Source organism: Vibrio sp. C8, assembly GCF_054051265.1.
Genome location: NZ_JBPAOE010000052.1, coordinates 1 through 18,492, shown reverse-complemented (window position 1 = coordinate 18,492; position 18,492 = coordinate 1). Strand labels below are relative to the sequence as shown.

The following is an 18,492-nucleotide window of genomic DNA, read 5'->3' as shown; positions in this document are numbered from 1 at the left end:
ATGTAAACTAATTTTCTACTTCAATTTTTACTGACTTATTAATAATAAAATAATCAACTGTATTAATTTTGTTAGCATTAGGGAAAAGTGCAACATTTTGATCGTTTCTTGTCACTTCGCCTTCGTAAGTAATTTCCCACCCCTGGGGGATTGGATAAACATTCAACACCCCCAACTGCCTATCATCTTTTGTAACAGTTATTTTTTCATTATTTACAAATACAAAACAATTTGGCTGCGGATTGCAAGTCACAGTGCTTACCTCTGTATATGTGACCGTTCTCCAAAAGAAAGCGATAAGAAGTAAGGTTAAAGTGATGAGAATTTGAGCAAGCCTGTGTTTTGTAAGCTTTTCAGCTGCCATTAGAGTGGGTTCCTCGTGTAACAAAGTTCAAAGTTTTGAAATAAAAGGGCAAAACCTGATAAAGGGTAAGGTTACTACACTGTCATTGAATTGTTAATTGCAGTATACTTTTCCGCTTGAAAATGCCACTTTTTCGTAAAGTCAGCAATAGCTATTAACGTTTTGATAAAACTTTAATTTTGTTGTGGATTTGGGTGGCATTGCGACATTTGTCGTGTTGGAAGAAAAGTGTAGTTAATTAGACATTGGAAGCATGCAAAATGAGCCAAGAAAAGCAGCTTGAACAAAACTATAACTATACAGTCGTTCGTCAATTTACCTTAGTGACTATTCTCTGGGGTATTGTCGGAATGGGTGTAGGTGTTTTGATTGCCGCTCAATTAGTTTGGCCACAGCTAAACTTTGATACGCCGTGGCTGACGTATAGTCGTCTCCGTCCGTTGCATACTAATGCGGTGATATTCGCGTTTGGTACAAGTGCCCTGTTCGCAACCTCTTATTATGTTGTACAGCGTACCTGTCAAACTCGTCTATTTGGTGGGCCGCTTGTTGCATTCACCTTTTGGGGATGGCAAGCAATCATTTTATCCGCAGCAATTTCTCTACCGTTAGGTTTTACCTCTGGTAAAGAATATGCTGAGTTAGAATGGCCTATCGATATTGCTATTGCAGTAGTATGGGTTTCTTACGCAGTGGTGTTCTTTGGAACACTTGTGAAACGTAAAACGTCTCATATATATGTAGCAAACTGGTTCTTTGGGGCCTTCATCATTACTGTTGCTGTTCTGCATATTGTAAACAGTATGGCAATCCCAGTATCAATGACTAAGTCATATTCGATTTATTCAGGTGCTGTCGATGCTATGGTTCAATGGTGGTATGGTCACAACGCGGTAGGTTTCCTACTTACAGCAGGCTTCCTAGGTATGATGTACTACTTCGTGCCTAAGCAAGCTGAACGTCCAGTTTACTCTTACCGTTTATCGATTGTTCACTTCTGGGCATTGATTTCACTTTATATCTGGGCAGGTCCGCACCACTTACACTACACAGCTCTTCCAGACTGGACTCAGTCTTTGGGCATGGTGATGTCTTTGGTTCTATTCGCTCCTTCTTGGGGTGGTATGATCAACGGTATCATGACGTTGTCTGGTGCATGGCATAAGTTACGTTACGACCCTATCTTGCGCTTCCTAATCGTATCTCTGTCTTTCTACGGTATGTCTACCTTTGAAGGCCCAATGATGTCGATTAAGACAGTAAACGCACTATCTCATTACACTGACTGGACGATTGGTCACGTTCACTCTGGTGCATTGGGTTGGGTTGCAATGGTATCGATTGGTTCTGTTTATCACTTGATCCCTCGCCTATTTAACCAAGAACGTATGTATTCAGTTAGCTTGATTAATGCTCACTTCTGGTTAGCAACAATCGGTACTGTTCTGTACATCGTGGCGATGTGGATTTCGGGTGTAATGCAAGGTTTGATGTGGCGTGCAGTTAACTCTGACGGTACGTTAACTTACAGCTTTGTAGAGTCTGTGCAGGCTTCGTACCCATTCTATACCGTACGTTTCATCGGTGGTTTTATTTTCTTATCTGGAATGTTCCTAATGGCATATAACACATATAAGACGATTTCAGCTCCGAATCACAGCCTAAAAGCTATCCAACAACCAGCGTAAGGAGATTTAAAGAATGAGTTCAGATTCTAATAATCGCCATGGCATTATCGAACGTAACGTCGGTTTGTTGGCAATTATGATTGTATTCGCTATCAGTTGGGGTGCTTTAGTTGAAATCACACCGTTGATTTTCCAAAAGCAAACTACTGAGCCAGTAGAAAACCTGAAACCATACACTGCTTTGCAGATGGAAGGTCGTGACATTTACATCCGTGAAGGTTGTAACGTGTGTCACAGCCAAATGGTTCGTCCTTTCCGTTCTGAAACAGAACGCTATGGACACTACTCTGTAGCCGGTGAAAGTGTTTGGGAACATCCATTCCTATGGGGTTCTAAGCGTACTGGTCCTGACCTTGCTCGTGTTGGTGGTCGTTATTCAGATGAATGGCACCGTGTTCACTTGATGAACCCTCGTGAGTTAGTTCCAGAATCGAATATGCCTGCTTTCCCTTGGTTAGCTGAAAACGTACTGGATGGAAAAAACACTCAGAAGAAACTTGAGGTTTTCCGCAATCAGTTCGGCGTACCATATACAGATGAGCAAATAGCGAATGCGTCGAAAGATGTTGAAGGAAAAACAGAGATGGATGCCATCATTGCTTACCTTCAGTCTATTGGTCACGCAATGAAATAACAGAGGTAATTATGGATATCGGTACTATTCACAGTATTTGGACCATAACGTTGTTTGTCTGCTTTATCGGTGTTGTTTGGTGGGCATTTGGCAAAAAGCGTAAAGCGCGTTTTGACGAAGCAGCAAACTTGATCTTTGCAGACGAACAAAAAGAAACACCCTCTAATAAGAACAAGGAGTGACTGAGTAATGACGACATTTTGGAGTCTTTGGATCATCGTAATTACGGTTGGTACCCTACTTGGATGCGCAATTCTTCTCGTTTGGTGTCTTAAAGACAAAATGGGTGTTGAAGAAGGCGCTGACATGGGCCACGAGTACGATGGTATTCGCGAAATAAACAACCCGCTGCCTAAGTGGTGGACCTATCTATTTGTTAGTACGTTCATCTTTGCTGCTGTCTATCTAACGCTTTACCCAGGTTTGGGCAATTTTAAAGGCGTTTTAGGTTGGCAAAGTTCAGACCAAAAAGTACGAACGTTGGAAGAATCAAAAGCTTCTATTGCTAAAGCTCAAGAAACAAAAACTCTTGTTCAATACGCGAAGGAACTTGATGATGCTGATGCGTATTTCGGTGAAGCTTTCAAGCGTTTGGCATACAAAGATGGTGGTCCGGAACTACGTCCTGTTACTGAAATTGCAGCAGATTCTGATGCATTGAAAGTTGGACAACGTTTGTTCCTACAAAACTGTTCTCAGTGTCACGGCTCTGATGCTCGTGGTCAGAAAGGTTTCCCTAACCTAACTGATAACGCGTGGTTATACGGTGGTGAGCCTGATGCAATCGTGACAACGATTCGTCACGGTCGTATCGGTCAGATGCCAGCATGGAAAGATGCATTGGGTGAGCAAGGTGTAGCTGAAGTAGTAAGTTACGCACTTAGCCTAAGTGGTCGTTCTGTAAATGCTCGTGAAGCTGAAGCAGGTAAAGCGCGCTTCGTAGTTTGTGCAGCTTGTCACGGCACAGATGGTAAAGGTAACCCTGCTGTGGGTGCCCCTGACCTGACTGACCAAGATTGGTTGTTCGGTGATTCACGTGCCGCTGTAACTGAAACAGTTATGTACGGTCGTTCAGGTGTAATGCCTGCATGGATCGACATCTTAGGTGAGGACAAGGTGCAACTCGTTGCGGCTTATGTCTGGAGCCTAAGTAATTCAGATAAATAGTAAAAATCTAATAACAGCCCCTTTTCTAGGGGCTGCTTTTTTCTTACATTTAAGCCTTCTAAGTTAAACCCCTTCTTTTTTTGTTGTAGAGAACTTTTTTATGGTAAAGCCTTGGTATAAACAATTTTGGCCGTGGTTCCTGATTATCCTTCCTCTTACAGTTGTTGTATGGACGATCGTTACGGTTATCGTGTTTTCGAATAACTCAGTTTCATTGGTGACTGAGGATTACTATAAAAAAGGAAAAGGCATTAATGTCGATTTGTCTAAGATACACGTAGCTAAAGATCTTGGTTTGAATGCAGCTGTTAGCTCTCAAGGAAATGAAATTATTATCCAGTTTAATAAAGGCAAACTGGATCACTATCCTGCTATTCAAGCAATGTTCGCTCACAGAACCCTTGCAGACAGAGACTTCTCGCAACTGATTACTGCTGATGCAAAAGGTAATTACAAGATAATTCGTGATGATGAGATGCAAGGTCCTTGGTTTATCGAGTTAACGCCACACAATGGTGAATGGCTTGTTCAAGGCCGAGTTACATTCCCTTCTGCTTCACCGACTCAATTGATGAACTAGTGATATGAAGAAAGCGTGTTACCACTGCGGTGAAGATGTACCAGACAACACCGATTTCAAAGTCACCATTCTCAATGAAGAACGCTACATGTGCTGTCCCGGTTGTAAAACCGTAGCGGAAACCATTGTTGAGAATGGGCTTGTATCCTATTACCAGTATCGAACAACAACTGCGGATAAAGTCGAGTTAGTTCCGGAACAACTAAAAGCATTGATCCATTACGACAACTCAGACGTTCAGGCTGAATTTGTTAGAAATGTGGATTCACACTCTGAAGTAACTTTGTCACTTGAGGGAGTGTCCTGTGCAGCGTGTGCTTGGTTGATAGAAAAGCAACTGGTTAAAGAACCTGGCGTGATAGGTATTCGTGTCAATACCACAACGAATAGAGCTCTGCTCAGTTGGGACAAATCTTCAGCTAAACTCAGCGATATTCTCTCTCGTATCCATAATTTAGGTTACAAGGCTGCACCTTTTGAGGCTGATAAACACGAAGCACAATATCACCAGTCAATGAAGCAATATTTATATCGTCTGGGTATTGCTGGTCTAGCAACAATGCAAGTGATGATGCTTGCGGTTGCTTTGTACTTAGAAGCGTTTGGTGATCTGGATAGTGAATTTAAAAACTACTTTCGTTGGGTGAGCCTGTTATTTGCTACTCCTGTTCTTCTCTACTCAGCTTTCCCGTTTTATGTCAATGCTTGGCGTAGCATTAAAGGTCGCACGCTTGGTATGGACGTCCCCGTATCTATTGCATTGATCTTTGCTTATGTAGCAAGTCTTTTCGCTACTGTTACTCAAAAAGGCGAAGTCTTCTTTGAGTCTATTTCCATGTTCACCTTCTTCTTACTAGTGGGACGTTTTCTGGAAATGCGAGCAAGACGAAAAGCGGCTGCGGCCAGTGGAAACCTATTAAAATTAATTCCAGCAATTGCGACACGCATTGATGGCTCTCAAACACCGGTTAAGACTCTACAAATTGGAGAGAAAATCCGCGTATTACCAGGAGAGCACATTCCTTCTGACGGAGTGGTTATTTCAGGCCGAATTCATGTTGATGAGTCCATGTTGACTGGTGAATCGCTACCTGTTGTTAAAAACATTGGCGACGCTGTATATGCAGGGACACTGAACAGCGATGAATCTTTTGATCTTGAAGTAACGGCAACTAAAGCAGATTCGGTAATTTCAAACATTGTTCGCCTCCAAGACGATGCTCAATCATCGAAGCCGAAAATTGCTGAGATTGCAGATATTGTCGCGAGATACTTTGTTGCTATCATTCTGGTTATTGCGTTGGGTACATGGCTCTTCTGGCATAGCTCGCGCCCAGACGATGCCTTCTGGATTATGTTATCTGTACTCGTAGCTACCTGCCCTTGTGCTCTTTCATTGGCTACACCAACGGCGATAACCTGTGCGACTTCTCGTCTTGGCAGCTATGGCATTTTGCTTCGTAAGAATCACGTATTTGAAACTCTGTGTAACGTTAATCATCTCGTTTTGGATAAAACGGGCACACTCACACATGGCAATATCGAAATCAGTGAGGTGAAAGTACATTCACCACAGTGGACTAAGGAGCAATGTTTAGCGATTGCTGCAGAGCTTGAACAATATGCTAACCACCCTATTGCTCGTGCATTCAAACCTTACCTAAACGCTAACTTCGTATCGTCGGATGTCAAAAACACGATAGGTTCAGGAATAGAAGGCACATTTGCAGGCAACAAAGTTTACATCGGTAATGCGGATTATGCTCTGGGAAGGAAAGACATAGTCAACGAGCGAAACGCCGTGTATATGTCTATCGACTCGAAGCACGTAGCGACGTTCTATTATCAGGACCCTATTCGCTCTGAAGCAAAAGGCTTTATTAACAAGTTTCACCAAGCAGGAATTCGAATCACGCTATTGACGGGCGATTCTCAAGTTAATGCTGAAACTGTAGCGAATGAACTCGGTGTGGATAATGTTATTGCACAAGCGAAGCCCGAAGATAAACTCAACTACTTACGTTCGCTGGATCCGCAAGACATTACATTAATGGTCGGTGATGGTATCAACGATGCCCCAACCCTTGCGGGTGCTCATCTGTCTGTTGCTATGGGCGGCGGTACTGATGTTGCCAAAGCTTCTGCTGATATGGTCTTGCTCGGAGACAAGTTAGATCGCTTACTGGATGCTCGAGAACTTGCTCTAAAAACTCGCAGCATTATCAGACAGAATCTTGCTTGGGCGTTGGGGTATAACTTGGTAATTTTACCTTTAGCTGTAGCTGGGTTTGTTGCCCCATATGTCGCGGTTGTCGGTATGTCTGCGAGCTCGATTATAGTAGTATCTAACTCTCTTCGATTACTGAAGGAACAGAACAACTAAATGGAAAGTTTGTATATTTTAATTCCCATCGCAATCGTCATTGTAGCCGTAGCTGTTGCCATATTTTTGTGGGCGGTCAAGAGTGATCAGTTCGAAGATCTAGAGCGCCAAGGTCATAACATCTTGTTTGACGAGGATGAGCATTTAACACCAAAGAATCATTCTGATAACGAAAAGAAAGATGAACGCTGATTTCGTTGGAGCCTTTGTTGTCGGTTTATTAGGCACTGGACATTGTGTCGGGATGTGCGGCGGTTTAGGCACCCTGCTAAGTATTGGTCAAGGCGCTAATAAATCCACTCTGCCTATCGTATTTTATAATGTCGGGCGTATATTCAGTTACTGCGTTTTTGGCGCACTGATTGGTGGGTTAGCTACAACCTTAACTCAAATATCGACACTCAATCATTCGCTAATCTGGCTAAGAATTTTGTCCGCGATAATGATGATCATTCTCGGCTTGTATGTCGGTCGTTGGTGGTTTGGTTTACTAAAGCTAGAAAAACTGGGCACGGGCATATGGAAATACATTTCTCCTCTCGGCCGAAAACTGCTTCCGTTAAAAAAAAGCTGGCATGCTCTCCCTTTTGGAATTATCTGGGGGTGGCTACCTTGCGGTTTAGTCTACTCTACGCTAACGTGGGCGGCTGTTTCCGGTAGTACGGTTGAGGGGGCTCTGATTATGGGTGCATTCGGCCTTGGAACATTGCCTTCTATGCTGCTCGTTGGATTTGGAGCAACACAGATGAGGCAGTTACAGCAGTCGCCTGCATTTAGGACAATTGCTGCAATTTCAATTATTTGCTACGGCATATATACCGGTTACAACGCAATAAACATGCTAGTTAATCTTAGCTAGATGATTGATTAGCAAAATGATTTTTTTAACTATCCTTTAGTGTGAAGGGATGCTAAAATATTGATGTAAATCAATTAGTGAAAGGTCGTTATGATTTCGGAAAAGCCTGCTGCGAAGCGAATTCAATCTGGTGGATGTGCTATTCACTGCCAAGACTGTAGTATTAGCCAACTATGTATTCCATTCACTCTTAACGAGTCTGAACTGGATCAACTTGACCAAATTATTGAGCGTAAAAAGCCAATTCAAAAAGGTCAGGAATTGTTCAAAGCTGGTGACGAGCTTAAGTCTTTGTATGCAATCCGTTCAGGAACAATCAAGAGCTACACTATTACAGAACAAGGTGACGAACAGATTACTGCTTTCCATCTTGCAGGTGATTTAGTTGGCTTTGATGCGATTACGGGCGATGCTCACCCTAGCTTTGCTCAAGCACTTGAAACTTCTATGGTTTGTGAAATTCCTTATGAAATCCTAGATGACCTTTCAGGCAAGATGCCTAAGCTTCGCCAACAAATTATGCGCTTAATGAGTAATGAAATTAAGGGCGACCAAGAGATGATTCTTCTGCTATCTAAGAAAAATGCTGAAGAGCGTCTAGCTGCGTTCTTGTTTAACCTTTCTACTCGTTTTTCTCAACGTGGTTTTAGCCCTAGAGAGTTCCGTTTAACCATGACTCGTGGAGATATCGGTAACTACTTAGGTTTAACAGTTGAAACTATTAGCCGCTTGCTTGGTCGTTTCCAAAAATCAGAAATCCTGAGTGTGAAAGGCAAATACATCACAATTATTGATCACGATGCTTTGATGGAATTGGCTGGCGTCTCGAAAGAAAGTAAATAAACATCAATGACGTAGCTCAACAATGAGCTGCGTCATACTTCTTCTATAATCCCTCTTTTTTTGCTAAACCTCTCGCAACTTCTAAGCTACTCTTAAATAAGAAATCTCCGAAACGATAAAGGAGTTTATTATGAGTATTTACAACAAGATCTTGGTTGTAGCTGACATAAATCATGATGAACAACCCGCTCTAGCCAGAGCAATTCAGTTAGCTAAGAAAAGTCGCTCAACAAGTCATATTACGTTCTTTTTATCTATCTATGACTTCTCCTACGACATGACATCCATGTTATCTGGTGAAGAACGAGATGCTATGAGACGCGGTGTTATTCATCAGCGCGAACAGTGGATGAAAAAAGTCGCAGAACCTTACATCAAAGAATCCATTATTTTTGATGTTAAAGTCGTTTGGCATAATCGTCCTTATGAAGCGATCATCGGTGAGGTATTTGCTGGTGAACACGATATTTTAATCAAAAATACTCGTAAGCATGACGTTTTGGAATCAGTTATTTTTACTCCTACTGATTGGCATTTGCTTCGTAAGTGCCCTATCCCGGTCTTGTTGGTCAAAAATTCAGATTGGCCTGAAAATGCAAATATTATCGCCTCCGTTCATGTTGGTTCTGAAGTAGAAACTCACTTAGATCTTAATGACAGAATGGTCGAACAGCTTTTAAATCTTTCTGAACGTTTAGGCACAAACTCATATTTGGTTAACGCTTATCCGGTCACACCAGCCAATATCACAATCGAACTGCCTGAGTTTGACCCTACTACCTATACCGATGCGGTACGCGGACATCATTTAACAGCCATGAAAGCGCTACGTCAGAAGCATGGTATCGATGAAGAACATACGCTCGTTCAACAAGGTTTGCCTGAAGATGTCATTCCTCAAGCGGCTGAGAAGCTTAATGCCGCAATGGTTATCCTAGGTACTACTGGTCGAACAGGTCTGTCTGCGGTGTTTATTGGTAATACGGCAGAACAAGTGATAGATAAAATTAACTGTGACGTAATGGCACTAAAACCTAAAGGCTATGTTAGCCCCCTAGACCCGACCATTGCTTCATAGCAATCCGTAAAAACTCAAAAGTCCCTGAACGAAAGTTCAGGGACTTTTTTTTGTGCTAGAACGCTTAACTCTGGCATATCGTTCATTTATCCGTATCATACGCACTTCATTTTGTTTCTAAGATTAAAGACTGCAACCTGATGACTGAGCAAACTCAAGAGCTAACCAAAGCTCAACAATACAATTTCAACAAATTGCAAAAGCGTATTCGTCGTAATACAGGCCAAGCAATCGCTGATTTCAACATGATTGAAGATGGCGACCGTATCATGGTCTGTCTATCTGGCGGGAAAGACAGCTTTACTATGCTTGAAATCTTAATGAGCTTACAAAAGAGCGCTCCTGTCTCTTTTGAGTTGGTAGCAGTAAACCTTGATCAGAAGCAGCCGGGATTCCCAGAGCACATTCTGCCTGCGTATTTAGAGCAGCTTGGTGTTGAGTATAAAATTGTAGAAGAAGATACCTACTCAATTGTGCAGGATAAGATCCCTGAAGGTAAAACAACCTGTTCGCTTTGCTCTCGTTTACGCCGTGGTATTTTGTACCGTACTGCTAAAGAGTTAGGTGCGACTAAAATTGCACTTGGGCACCATAGAGATGACATTCTTGAAACCTTGTTTCTCAACATGTTCTATGGCGGAAAAATAAAAGGTATGCCACCTAAGCTTGTTTCAGACAACGGTGAACACGTGGTAATTCGTCCTTTGGCATATTGCCGTGAGAAAGACATCATTAAGTACGCAAGCATGCGTGACTACCCTATTATTCCGTGCAACCTGTGTGGCTCACAGCCAAACCTACAGCGCCAGAATATTAAGCAGATGCTGAATACTTGGGATAAGCAATTCCCAGGTCGAATTGAATCTATGTTCCGCGCTATGCAAAATGTAGTACCTAGTCACTTGGCCGACTTCGAACTGTTTGATTTTAAATCTATTAACAGTGAGTCAGGAGTGATTAATGGTGGCGATATTGGTTTTGATAAGGAAGATATTCCGGCAATGCCAGCGCAAGACGAAGATAGCGTAATGGCTTTTGATCCAAGTTTGAAATTGGATGTGACTAACGTCTAATTATCGACAGATGAATTGTTAAGAAAAAGGCTGCATTAGTTGCAGCCTTTTTTGTGTCATTTTTTCGCAGTTGGTAAATATGGAAGAACTCTGGTGGTTTCTTCGGGGAGTTGCATCCAACCATCCTTTCCGATTTGCTCTAAAGAAATCTGAGCTTTACCATTCACTATTTCAACGTCAGCCCCATTGCTTAACTGAATGAAGCCATTCAAGCTGTTCGCAAACTCTAATGTCACACCAGATACTTCGGGTGTAAACCAACTAGAGAACATACCACCTAACGATTCAAGAATTTCTTGCATCTGTGGAAGCAATTTCTCGATGTCACCATACGGAACTTGTCCAGATAAAGCGGCTTTTGTCATCACGACAAGGGAAAAGTCGCAACGCGTATCCTGTGGAGTATCAACAAACACGAGTGGATTCGCTTGCTTAAGATTTTCATCAATAGGAAGCAGAAGCTCATGGATTTCACTGCTTGGAACCAGTTCGTAATGTTTTTCTTTTTCCATCCAAGCTTTTTCAATCGTACATAGCTTTTTGGTATCAGCATTGACGAAAAACACACCGACTTTCACATCAGGGTAGTCAGGTTTGTTGTTACTCTTCAGGGATGAATACAGCTTGCTATAAGTGAACATGTATTCTTGAGCCGCAGCATTGATGGAAAAGCTGGCACAAATTAGCCCGAGGGCTAACGCTGTAATTCCTTTCATTAATTTGTCCAAAATTGTTCGTTATGACGCATCATGGCTTGTAAATCCTGAATGTAATCTTCACCTCGTTCAGAATATTTCAATAAGCCATTACTCATTTCCATTGCACTACTCATACTCAACAAATCTGCACCATCTTCTCTAAGTTGGAAACGGATTTCTCGCAAGTCAAAGTAAGCTGGGTTTCTATTCACATTCATAAAGTAACGGTGGATTGATTCTTGAACAGACTTAAATTTCGCCACTTCATGAGTCATCCCTTCGCTACGTTGTAACGGAACCACTCCGCAACCCTTGCTATAACACCACTGGCCAAAATAGTTTTTTGCCGTGCGAGCAAATCGTGATGTGCCCCAAGCAGACTCGTTTGCAGCTTGAGTGAGTACCAATGCTTCAGGGATGACATCAACGCGATGCAGCATGTTGTCTATCCAATCAGATGTGACAACATCCCCCTGCAACTCAACTTGATACAGATGAGAGAGGCGCTTTGCATCGTCAATGTCAGAGTCAGAAATTAAACCTGATTCAACATGCTCTTTGAGACGAATCAGTCTTTCTCTTTCTTTTTCAATCCGTTGGTTTTCTAAAGCAATTCCCGGTTTTAGGTATGAGAAGAATGCATGTTTCTTCTCATTCACATCGGTATAAGCAGTAAAATCTGGCGCTTTTGATACTGCTTTACCTTTGTTAGCTACAGATTCAGTCAGGCGATTTTGGCTTTCAAAATTGTAATAGCCATAACCAGCAACTGCGATGATTCCGCTCAAAGCGGCAACTTGAAAAAACTTATGCATTAAATACCTGAGAGTTATTATCCTGATTGTCATCATTATCTTTATTGGTAGTGATGATCTTTAAACGTACCCCAAACATGTTGCGGTAGATAATTCCTTTTAAGTGGAAGAAAAACGGAACAACGAAAATCAAACCTATTCCGTACATAAGAGCCGCCGTAACAAACATAATCATCACGATTAAGTAAAGCGATGCGAGAGGCAAAAGCTTCTTGTTTGCGGCACGTAGTGACAAAAACAGCGATTGCATTGGTGGCACTCTTTTCTCGCAAATCAGTAAGATGGAGTTGCTAAATGCGATGGAAAGATACATAGACAACAAAGGAAAAATCATTCCGGCGATGCCCTGCAGAACTAAGCCTACTAATGTTGCCAAGATAACTGGGATGGTAAACTGCAAACCTTTACTGATGTGTCGTGTTTTGGTTTTCAGACCAGCGGCATGGCTCATTGCCATCAGGCTAACACCGGCAAAAATAGGCGCACTGACAACTTCGTAACTGAAGTTGGCAATGAAAATTGCCTCAATCATCCCTTCCGGAAAATCAGAACCTTGCTCTATAGCGGTAATGATTGCCGAAGGATCACCAAGTTGAAGCTTTAGCGCTACGAAAAATATTGCAATTTGTATGGCAATCATTACTACGATTGCTGGGGAAAAAGAGACAAAATGCTTGAGTGTTGTATCCCAAGACTCCTTCAGAACTTCACCAACTTTCAGTTGGTATTGGCCCGACAGCGCTTGCTCAACAGTACCACCTACGTTGAAATCTCTCTCTATATCCTTGCTCATAAAATGCCCTAAGTTGGCGAGTCATATTTGGTATAGAAATATGACAACATAAAATTTTGAATCATTATACTGAAATGAACCCGAGTCTAAAATCGAAACCCGAATCGCATCTTGCTTTCTTATTAATATGGTTGATAATTAACCAGTTGAAAGCATTAGTAGTTATCGTATTGTGGATGTTAATGAAAGTTTGCTTTTAACTACAAAACTTTTTGTGTTTCAAGATGAGAAAACGCTTTGAGATCGCCTTTTTCGTGATTATCATGCGCCACTAATTTGTAATTATTTAACAGGTCCAACAAGTAGATAGTTTTACAACTTCTAGTTAACTTATCTGCGGATCAGGGTGGAGAAAGACAGACGTTGAACAAACCAAATTCAGTAGGAAAACCAGTCGTTAGACTTTCTGGTATCAGTAAAAGTTTTGATGGTAAACAGATCATCGGTAACTTTCAGCTAGACGTTAATCATGGTGAATTCCTAACCATTCTTGGCCCATCAGGGTGTGGTAAAACTACCGTTTTAAGAATGATAGCAGGTTTTGAATCTGCTGACAGCGGTCAGATTCTACTGGATAGTCAAGACGTTACTCAAGTTCCTGCTGAACAACGACACGTCAATACCGTATTCCAAAGTTACGCTCTATTCCCTCACATGACGGTTTTTGAAAACGTCGCATTTGGTTTGCGTATGCAAAAAGTGCCTGCGAATGACATCGAACCGCGAGTAATGGAAGCATTGCGTATGGTTCGTCTGGATCAAATGGCACAACGCAAACCGCACCAACTTTCAGGTGGTCAACAACAACGTATCGCTATTGCACGTGCTGTTGTGAATAAACCTAAAGTACTTCTGTTGGATGAATCTCTTTCAGCTCTTGATTACAAGTTGCGTAAGCAGATGCAAAGCGAACTTAAGCATCTACAGCGTCAACTTGGTATCACATTTATCTTTGTCACTCACGACCAAGAAGAAGCCTTGTCGATGTCTGACCGCATTATCGTTATGCGCGACGGCAATATCGAACAAGATGGTTCTCCGCGTGAAATTTACGAAGATCCTAAGAATCTATTTGTTGCTCGTTTCATTGGCGAAATCAACGTGTTTGCGGCTGAAACCATTAAGCGTCTTGATGAGAAACGAATTCTTGTTGATATCGAAGGCGTTGAATCTGTGGTTTATTACGACAAACCTGTGAATGCTGGCGATAAACTTCAAGTTCTTCTTCGCCCAGAAGATTTACGTATTGAAGAGATCAAAGAGTCAGAGACCAAAGGTATCGTTGGTCACGTGACAGATCGAACCTACAAAGGCATGACTTTAGAATCCGTAGTTCAATTGGATTCAGGAATGAGTGTTATGGTTAGTGAATTCTTTAATGAAGATGATCCTGACGTTGACCACTCAATTGGCCAAAAAGTTACTATCACTTGGGTAGAAAGCTGGGAGGTAGTCCTCAATGATGAGCAAGAAGCTTAATCTTCAGACTTCAATCATCAGTTTAATTGTTGGCTGGTTAGTTCTGTTTGTTCTGATCCCTAACCTGATGATTATCATTACGAGTTTTCTGACTCGTGACGAAGCGAATCTGATTGAGTTGACGTTTACCTTTGATAACTACTTAAGATTGCTAGATCCGCTGTACGCGAAAGTAATGCTTCATTCTTTCTATATGGCGATAGTAGCAACCATTTTGTGTTTGATTATCGGTTATCCATTCGCTTACATCGTTGCGAAGATGCCTGAAAAATGGCGTCCGATTATGCTGTTTCTAGTGATTGTTCCATTTTGGACTAACTCGTTAATTCGTACATACGGATTGAAGATTGTTCTTGGTACCCAAGGGATTTTGAACAAAGCATTGTTAGACATTGGCCTTATTGATGCTCCGTTACGTATTATGTATACAGAAACAGCAGTGATGATTGGTCTGGTGTACATCTTATTGCCGTTTATGATTCTTCCGCTTTATTCAGCGATTGAAAAACTGGATGACACTTATATCGAAGCGGCTCGTGACCTGGGTGCAAATAAATTCCAAACGTTAACCAAAGTTGTTTTGCCTCTAACTATGCCCGGCATTATTGGTGGTTGTTTGCTTGTTCTTCTGCCTGCTCTTGGAATGTTCTACATTTCAGACTTACTTGGTGGCGCGAAAAACTTGCTGATTGGTAACGTCATTAAGAGCCAAGTGTTGAATGCTCGTGACTGGCCGTTTGGTGCCGCGACAAGTATTGCATTAACCATCGCGATGGCATTCATGCTTTACGCATACTACCGTGCAGGTAAATTGTTGAATAAGAAAGTGGAGCTAGACTAATGGGAAGAGTTGTTAGATTTAGCTTTATGAGCCTAGTGTACCTGTTTTTGTACCTACCAATCATTGTGTTAATTGCGAACTCATTTAATGCGAACAAATTCGGTATTAAATGGGGTGGATTCACTACTAAGTGGTACCACGCATTAATGAACAACGACAGCTTAATGCAAGCGGCATGGCACTCTATTAGCGTGGCTGTTTTTTCAGCGACCGCAGCGACTATCATTGGTAGTTTGACTGCAGTAGCCCTATTCCGTTACCAGTTCCGTGGTAAAAACATGGTTAACGGTATGTTGTTTGTTGTAATGATGTCACCAGACATCGTTATGGCAATTTCGCTTCTTGCACTATTCTTAGTGTTGGGTGCGAAGCTTGGCTTTATGACGCTACTGATTGCTCATATTACATTCTGTTTGCCATTTGTCGTTGTGACTGTTTTCAGCCGACTGAATGGTTTCGACGTGAAGATGCTAGAAGCAGCAAAAGATTTGGGTGCGAGCGAATGGGTAATTTTGAAAAAAATCATTTTGCCTCTTGCTAAACCTGCTGTTGCAGCCGGTTGGCTATTAAGCTTTACCTTGTCTCTTGATGACGTAATTATCAGTTCGTTCGTAACAGGCCCAACATACGAAATTCTGCCATTGAAAATCTACTCTATGGTGAAAGTGGGTATCTCGCCTGAAGTGAATGCACTTGCGACTGTTATGTTGGTCGTGTCGCTGGTGCTGGTCGTTACTTCACAGTTACTGGCAAAAGAGAAAGTGAAATAATTTTCAGTTAATTGATTAACTGAAATTCGAAATGGAATAGCAGGTGTTATTCCGTTGTCCTTTAAAATGCCCTTGGGGCAACGTTTGGTTTGGAGCTAACGTCAATGAAAAAATGGGCTACTTTATTAGCTGGTAGTGCATGTGCGCTTTCACTGTTATCTGCGCAAGCAGTAGCAGAGGATAAAGAACTGGTATTCATGAACTGGGGACCATACATTAACAGTGGTATCCTAGAGCAGTTTACTGCGGAAACTGGTATCAAAGTAATCTATTCAACTTACGAGTCGAATGAAACGCTATATGCGAAGCTAAAGACTCACAACGAAGGTTATGACCTAGTTGTTCCTTCAACTTACTTCGTATCTAAAATGCGCGACGAAGGCATGATTCAGAAGATTGATAAGTCTAAGCTATCAAACTTCAAGAACTTGGATACTAACTATCTAAACAAGCCTTTCGATCCAAATAACGACTACTCTATTCCACACGTTGTAGCTATCACTGGTCTCGCGGTAAATACAGACATGTATGATCCAAACGACTTCCAAAGCTGGGGTGATTTGTGGAAACCTGAACTTAAAGGCCAACTAATGCTGATGGATGATACTCGTGAAGTATTCCACATCGCTTTGCGCAAACTTGGCTACTCAGGTAACACCACTGACGAGAAACAAATCGACGAAGCATACGCTGAGCTACAAAAACTAATGCCAAACGTATTGGTATTTAACTCAGACAACCCTGCTGACCCTTACCTAGCTGGCGAAGTTGGTCTAGGCATGCTTTGGAACGGTTCTGCGGCTGCTGCACAAAAAGAAGGTCTACCTCTTAAACTTGTATTCCCTAAAGAAGGTGGTATCGGTTGGGTTGACAACTTTGCTATTGCTTCAGGTGCAAAGAACATCGATGCAGCACACAAGATGATCGACTTCTTACTACGTCCAGAAATCGCTGAGCAAATCTCTAACGACACTGGTTACCTAACTGCTGTTGCTCAGTCTAACGAAAAATTTAAAGACGTAGCTCCACTATTCCCTTCTCAAGAAGATCTTGATCGTGTGGAATGGCAAGCAGCTGTTGGCGACAAAACAGTGAAGTACGAAGACTACTTCATGAAGCTTAAAGCGGGTCAATAAACCAACAAAAAGAATTAAATAGGTAGCTTTGGCTGCCTATTTTTTTTCGAGCTGTTATACTGTTTTACCTATTTGATCACGCGTTTGCCTAGGTAGGCTCTTGCACAAAACATGGAAAAGTAATGAAAAGTAAACTGTATGCTGGCGCTCTTTTTGCCGCGACTCTATTCACTACCAATGCAATGGCTAATGACCAAGAACTCTATTTCTATAACTGGTCAGAATATATTCCAAGCGAAGTTCTAGAAGACTTTACCAAGGAAACAGGTATTAAAGTCATCTACTCTACATACGAATCGAACGAGAGTATGTACGCTAAGCTAAAAACACAAGGTACGGGTTACGACTTAGTTGTCCCTTCAACGTATTTCGTTTCGAAAATGCGTAAGGAAGGCATGCTTCTTGAGATTGATAAGTCGAAGCTATCTAATTTTTCAGGTTTGGATTCTAACTATTTAAATAAACCTTTTGATCCAAATAACAGCTACTCAATCCCTTACATTTGGGGCGCGACAGGTATCGGTATCAACACGGATATGCTGGATAAATCAAACATCCATAACTGGGGTGATTTATGGGACGCTAAATGGGAAGGACAGCTGATGATGATGGACGACTCTCGAGAAGTCTTCCACATTGCTCTTGTTAAGCTAGGATACTCACCAAATACTACCGACCCGAAAGAAATTGAAGCAGCTTATGAAGAACTGAAAAAGCTAATGCCAAATGTGTTGGTATTTAACTCAGACTTCCCTGCTAACCCTTATTTAGCGGGTGAAGTATCGCTAGGCATGCTGTGGAACGGTTCTGCATACATGGCTCGTGAAGAAGGCGCAAACATCGATATTATTTGGCCAGAGAAAGGTGCAATCTTCTGGATGGACAGCTTAGCTATTCCTACTGGTGCAGCGAACATCGAAGCGGCTCATAAAATGATCGACTTCTTACTTCGCCCAGAGAACGCAGCAAAAATTGCAGTAGAAATTGGTTATCCAACACCAGTTAAAGCCGCATATAAGTTACTGCCAGAAGAGTTTGCGAACGATCCAAGCATCTTCCCTCCGCAAGCCATTATGGACAGTGGTGAATGGCAAGACGAAGTCGGTGACGCAAGCGTTCTGTACGAAGAATACTTCCAGAAACTTAAAGTCGATAAGTAATCGAACAAAGAATGAATTAAAAAAGCGGCTTTTAGCCGCTTTTTTAATTCATTCTGACCCGTCCTAAATAAGGTTGACACTTTTCCAGTAACCAATTGGAGAATGTCATGAAATCAATAGGTAAACGTACA

The 18,492-nt window shown here is 41.8% G+C and carries 20 protein-coding genes; 16 read left to right on the top strand and 4 right to left on the bottom strand.

Translation table 11 applies throughout. The annotated features are described in order from the left end of the window. Positions 1 to 7: 7 nt before the first annotated feature. Entirely contained in the window at positions 8 to 364 is a 357-nt protein-coding gene (locus ACRQQK_RS19570) for a hypothetical protein (RefSeq protein ID WP_457514203.1), read from the bottom strand. 260 nt (positions 365 to 624) lie between these two features. Between ACRQQK_RS19570 and ccoN the strand changes: the two genes are divergently transcribed. The 11 genes from ccoN (at position 625) to ttcA (ending at position 10,669) form a co-directional block, all read left to right on the top strand. Further along, entirely contained in the window at positions 625 to 2,052 is a 1,428-nt protein-coding gene (gene ccoN / locus ACRQQK_RS19565; RefSeq protein WP_042482416.1) for a cytochrome-c oxidase, cbb3-type subunit I, read from the top strand. Positions 2,053 to 2,065: 13 nt separating this feature from the next. Beyond that, positions 2,066 to 2,686, top strand: a complete 621-nt coding sequence (gene ccoO / locus ACRQQK_RS19560; protein ID WP_102942051.1) for a cytochrome-c oxidase, cbb3-type subunit II — start codon at positions 2,066 to 2,068, stop codon at positions 2,684 to 2,686. 11 nt (positions 2,687 to 2,697) lie between these two features. Next, positions 2,698 to 2,868, top strand: a complete 171-nt coding sequence (locus ACRQQK_RS19555) for a CcoQ/FixQ family Cbb3-type cytochrome c oxidase assembly chaperone (protein ID WP_042482410.1) — start codon at positions 2,698 to 2,700, stop codon at positions 2,866 to 2,868. Positions 2,869 to 2,875: 7 nt separating this feature from the next. Then, complete coding sequence (ccoP, locus tag ACRQQK_RS19550; protein WP_457514200.1) at positions 2,876 to 3,853, top strand: cytochrome-c oxidase, cbb3-type subunit III; 978 nt, start codon at positions 2,876 to 2,878, stop codon at positions 3,851 to 3,853. A gap of 100 nt (positions 3,854 to 3,953) precedes the next feature. Next, a complete protein-coding gene (locus ACRQQK_RS19545) occupies positions 3,954 to 4,433 on the top strand; it encodes a FixH family protein (RefSeq protein WP_457514198.1) in 480 nt (159 codons plus the stop codon). A 4-nt stretch (positions 4,434 to 4,437) separates the two neighbouring features. Then, positions 4,438 to 6,816, top strand: a complete 2,379-nt coding sequence (locus ACRQQK_RS19540) for a heavy metal translocating P-type ATPase (protein WP_457514196.1) — start codon at positions 4,438 to 4,440, stop codon at positions 6,814 to 6,816. Next, complete coding sequence (gene ccoS / locus ACRQQK_RS19535) at positions 6,817 to 7,008, top strand: cbb3-type cytochrome oxidase assembly protein CcoS (RefSeq protein WP_042482398.1); 192 nt, start codon at positions 6,817 to 6,819, stop codon at positions 7,006 to 7,008. Then, the gene (locus ACRQQK_RS19530; RefSeq protein WP_457514193.1) at positions 6,998 to 7,675 is read left to right on the top strand and encodes a sulfite exporter TauE/SafE family protein; all 678 of its coding nucleotides are present in this window, start codon (positions 6,998 to 7,000) and stop codon (positions 7,673 to 7,675) included. Before ccoS ends, ACRQQK_RS19530 begins: the two co-directional genes overlap by 11 nt. Positions 7,676 to 7,765: 90 nt before the next feature. After that, the gene (locus ACRQQK_RS19525; RefSeq protein WP_042482392.1) at positions 7,766 to 8,518 is read left to right on the top strand and encodes an FNR family transcription factor; all 753 of its coding nucleotides are present in this window, start codon (positions 7,766 to 7,768) and stop codon (positions 8,516 to 8,518) included. Between the two features lie 130 nt (positions 8,519 to 8,648). Beyond that, the gene (uspE, locus tag ACRQQK_RS19520) at positions 8,649 to 9,596 is read left to right on the top strand and encodes a universal stress protein UspE (protein ID WP_457514191.1); all 948 of its coding nucleotides are present in this window, start codon (positions 8,649 to 8,651) and stop codon (positions 9,594 to 9,596) included. A 140-nt stretch (positions 9,597 to 9,736) separates the two neighbouring features. After that, positions 9,737 to 10,669, top strand: coding sequence for a tRNA 2-thiocytidine(32) synthetase TtcA (ttcA, locus tag ACRQQK_RS19515; RefSeq protein ID WP_457514189.1), 933 nt, complete (start codon positions 9,737 to 9,739; stop codon positions 10,667 to 10,669). A gap of 56 nt (positions 10,670 to 10,725) precedes the next feature. On the opposite strand, the gene ACRQQK_RS19510 is transcribed toward ttcA, so the two are convergent. From ACRQQK_RS19510 to ACRQQK_RS19500, 3 genes are read right to left on the bottom strand one after another with little or no spacing between them, the layout of a single operon-like run. Beyond that, the gene (locus tag ACRQQK_RS19510) at positions 10,726 to 11,385 is read right to left on the bottom strand and encodes a DUF2987 domain-containing protein (protein ID WP_457514187.1); all 660 of its coding nucleotides are present in this window, start codon (positions 11,383 to 11,385) and stop codon (positions 10,726 to 10,728) included. Then, positions 11,385 to 12,182, bottom strand: coding sequence for a glucosaminidase domain-containing protein (locus ACRQQK_RS19505; RefSeq protein WP_457514185.1), 798 nt, complete (start codon positions 12,180 to 12,182; stop codon positions 11,385 to 11,387). The genes ACRQQK_RS19510 and ACRQQK_RS19505 overlap by 1 nt, the downstream gene beginning before the upstream one ends. Further along, positions 12,175 to 12,975 carry a hypothetical protein gene (locus ACRQQK_RS19500; RefSeq protein WP_457514183.1) on the bottom strand — a complete coding sequence of 267 codons (801 nt, stop codon included), beginning with the start codon at positions 12,973 to 12,975 and terminating at the stop codon, positions 12,175 to 12,177. The genes ACRQQK_RS19505 and ACRQQK_RS19500 overlap by 8 nt, the downstream gene beginning before the upstream one ends. A gap of 306 nt (positions 12,976 to 13,281) precedes the next feature. Between ACRQQK_RS19500 and potA the strand changes: the two genes are divergently transcribed. The 5 genes from potA to ACRQQK_RS19475 all read left to right on the top strand — a co-directional run bounded on the left by potA (position 13,282) and on the right by ACRQQK_RS19475 (position 18,361). After that, entirely contained in the window at positions 13,282 to 14,454 is a 1,173-nt protein-coding gene (gene potA / locus ACRQQK_RS19495) for a spermidine/putrescine ABC transporter ATP-binding protein PotA (RefSeq protein ID WP_457514442.1), read from the top strand. Continuing rightward, on the top strand, positions 14,438 to 15,295 hold the full coding sequence (gene potB, locus ACRQQK_RS19490) for a spermidine/putrescine ABC transporter permease PotB (protein WP_457514440.1): 858 nt from the start codon (positions 14,438 to 14,440) through the stop codon (positions 15,293 to 15,295). The genes potA and potB overlap by 17 nt, the downstream gene beginning before the upstream one ends. Next, on the top strand, positions 15,295 to 16,065 hold the full coding sequence (gene potC, locus ACRQQK_RS19485; protein ID WP_102954869.1) for a spermidine/putrescine ABC transporter permease PotC: 771 nt from the start codon (positions 15,295 to 15,297) through the stop codon (positions 16,063 to 16,065). The genes potB and potC overlap by 1 nt, the downstream gene beginning before the upstream one ends. 104 nt (positions 16,066 to 16,169) lie before the next feature. Next, the gene (locus ACRQQK_RS19480) at positions 16,170 to 17,201 is read left to right on the top strand and encodes an extracellular solute-binding protein (protein WP_042482361.1); all 1,032 of its coding nucleotides are present in this window, start codon (positions 16,170 to 16,172) and stop codon (positions 17,199 to 17,201) included. Between the two features lie 122 nt (positions 17,202 to 17,323). After that, positions 17,324 to 18,361: an extracellular solute-binding protein gene (locus ACRQQK_RS19475; RefSeq protein ID WP_457514180.1), complete on the top strand. Its 1,038-nt coding sequence runs from the start codon at positions 17,324 to 17,326 to the stop codon at positions 18,359 to 18,361. The last annotated feature ends 131 nt before the right edge of the window (positions 18,362 to 18,492 follow it).

What these genes read in the sequence shown, in the direction of transcription:
- ACRQQK_RS19570 (WP_457514203.1), bottom strand. Translation starts at nt 364, where the DNA reads ATGGCAGCTGAAAAGCTTACAAAACACAGGCTTGCTCAAATTCTCATC.
- ccoN (WP_042482416.1), top strand. Translation starts at nt 625, where the DNA reads ATGAGCCAAGAAAAGCAGCTTGAACAAAACTATAACTATACAGTCGTT.
- ccoO (WP_102942051.1), top strand. Translation starts at nt 2,066, where the DNA reads ATGAGTTCAGATTCTAATAATCGCCATGGCATTATCGAACGTAACGTC.
- ACRQQK_RS19555 (WP_042482410.1), top strand. Translation starts at nt 2,698, where the DNA reads ATGGATATCGGTACTATTCACAGTATTTGGACCATAACGTTGTTTGTC.
- ccoP (WP_457514200.1), top strand. Translation starts at nt 2,876, where the DNA reads ATGACGACATTTTGGAGTCTTTGGATCATCGTAATTACGGTTGGTACC.
- ACRQQK_RS19545 (WP_457514198.1), top strand. Translation starts at nt 3,954, where the DNA reads ATGGTAAAGCCTTGGTATAAACAATTTTGGCCGTGGTTCCTGATTATC.
- ACRQQK_RS19540 (WP_457514196.1), top strand. Translation starts at nt 4,438, where the DNA reads ATGAAGAAAGCGTGTTACCACTGCGGTGAAGATGTACCAGACAACACC.
- ccoS (WP_042482398.1), top strand. Translation starts at nt 6,817, where the DNA reads ATGGAAAGTTTGTATATTTTAATTCCCATCGCAATCGTCATTGTAGCC.
- ACRQQK_RS19530 (WP_457514193.1), top strand. Translation starts at nt 6,998, where the DNA reads ATGAACGCTGATTTCGTTGGAGCCTTTGTTGTCGGTTTATTAGGCACT.
- ACRQQK_RS19525 (WP_042482392.1), top strand. Translation starts at nt 7,766, where the DNA reads ATGATTTCGGAAAAGCCTGCTGCGAAGCGAATTCAATCTGGTGGATGT.
- uspE (WP_457514191.1), top strand. Translation starts at nt 8,649, where the DNA reads ATGAGTATTTACAACAAGATCTTGGTTGTAGCTGACATAAATCATGAT.
- ttcA (WP_457514189.1), top strand. Translation starts at nt 9,737, where the DNA reads ATGACTGAGCAAACTCAAGAGCTAACCAAAGCTCAACAATACAATTTC.
- ACRQQK_RS19510 (WP_457514187.1), bottom strand. Translation starts at nt 11,385, where the DNA reads ATGAAAGGAATTACAGCGTTAGCCCTCGGGCTAATTTGTGCCAGCTTT.
- ACRQQK_RS19505 (WP_457514185.1), bottom strand. Translation starts at nt 12,182, where the DNA reads ATGCATAAGTTTTTTCAAGTTGCCGCTTTGAGCGGAATCATCGCAGTT.
- ACRQQK_RS19500 (WP_457514183.1), bottom strand. Translation starts at nt 12,975, where the DNA reads ATGAGCAAGGATATAGAGAGAGATTTCAACGTAGGTGGTACTGTTGAG.
- potB (WP_457514440.1), top strand. Translation starts at nt 14,438, where the DNA reads ATGAGCAAGAAGCTTAATCTTCAGACTTCAATCATCAGTTTAATTGTT.
- potC (WP_102954869.1), top strand. Translation starts at nt 15,295, where the DNA reads ATGGGAAGAGTTGTTAGATTTAGCTTTATGAGCCTAGTGTACCTGTTT.
- ACRQQK_RS19480 (WP_042482361.1), top strand. Translation starts at nt 16,170, where the DNA reads ATGAAAAAATGGGCTACTTTATTAGCTGGTAGTGCATGTGCGCTTTCA.
- ACRQQK_RS19475 (WP_457514180.1), top strand. Translation starts at nt 17,324, where the DNA reads ATGAAAAGTAAACTGTATGCTGGCGCTCTTTTTGCCGCGACTCTATTC.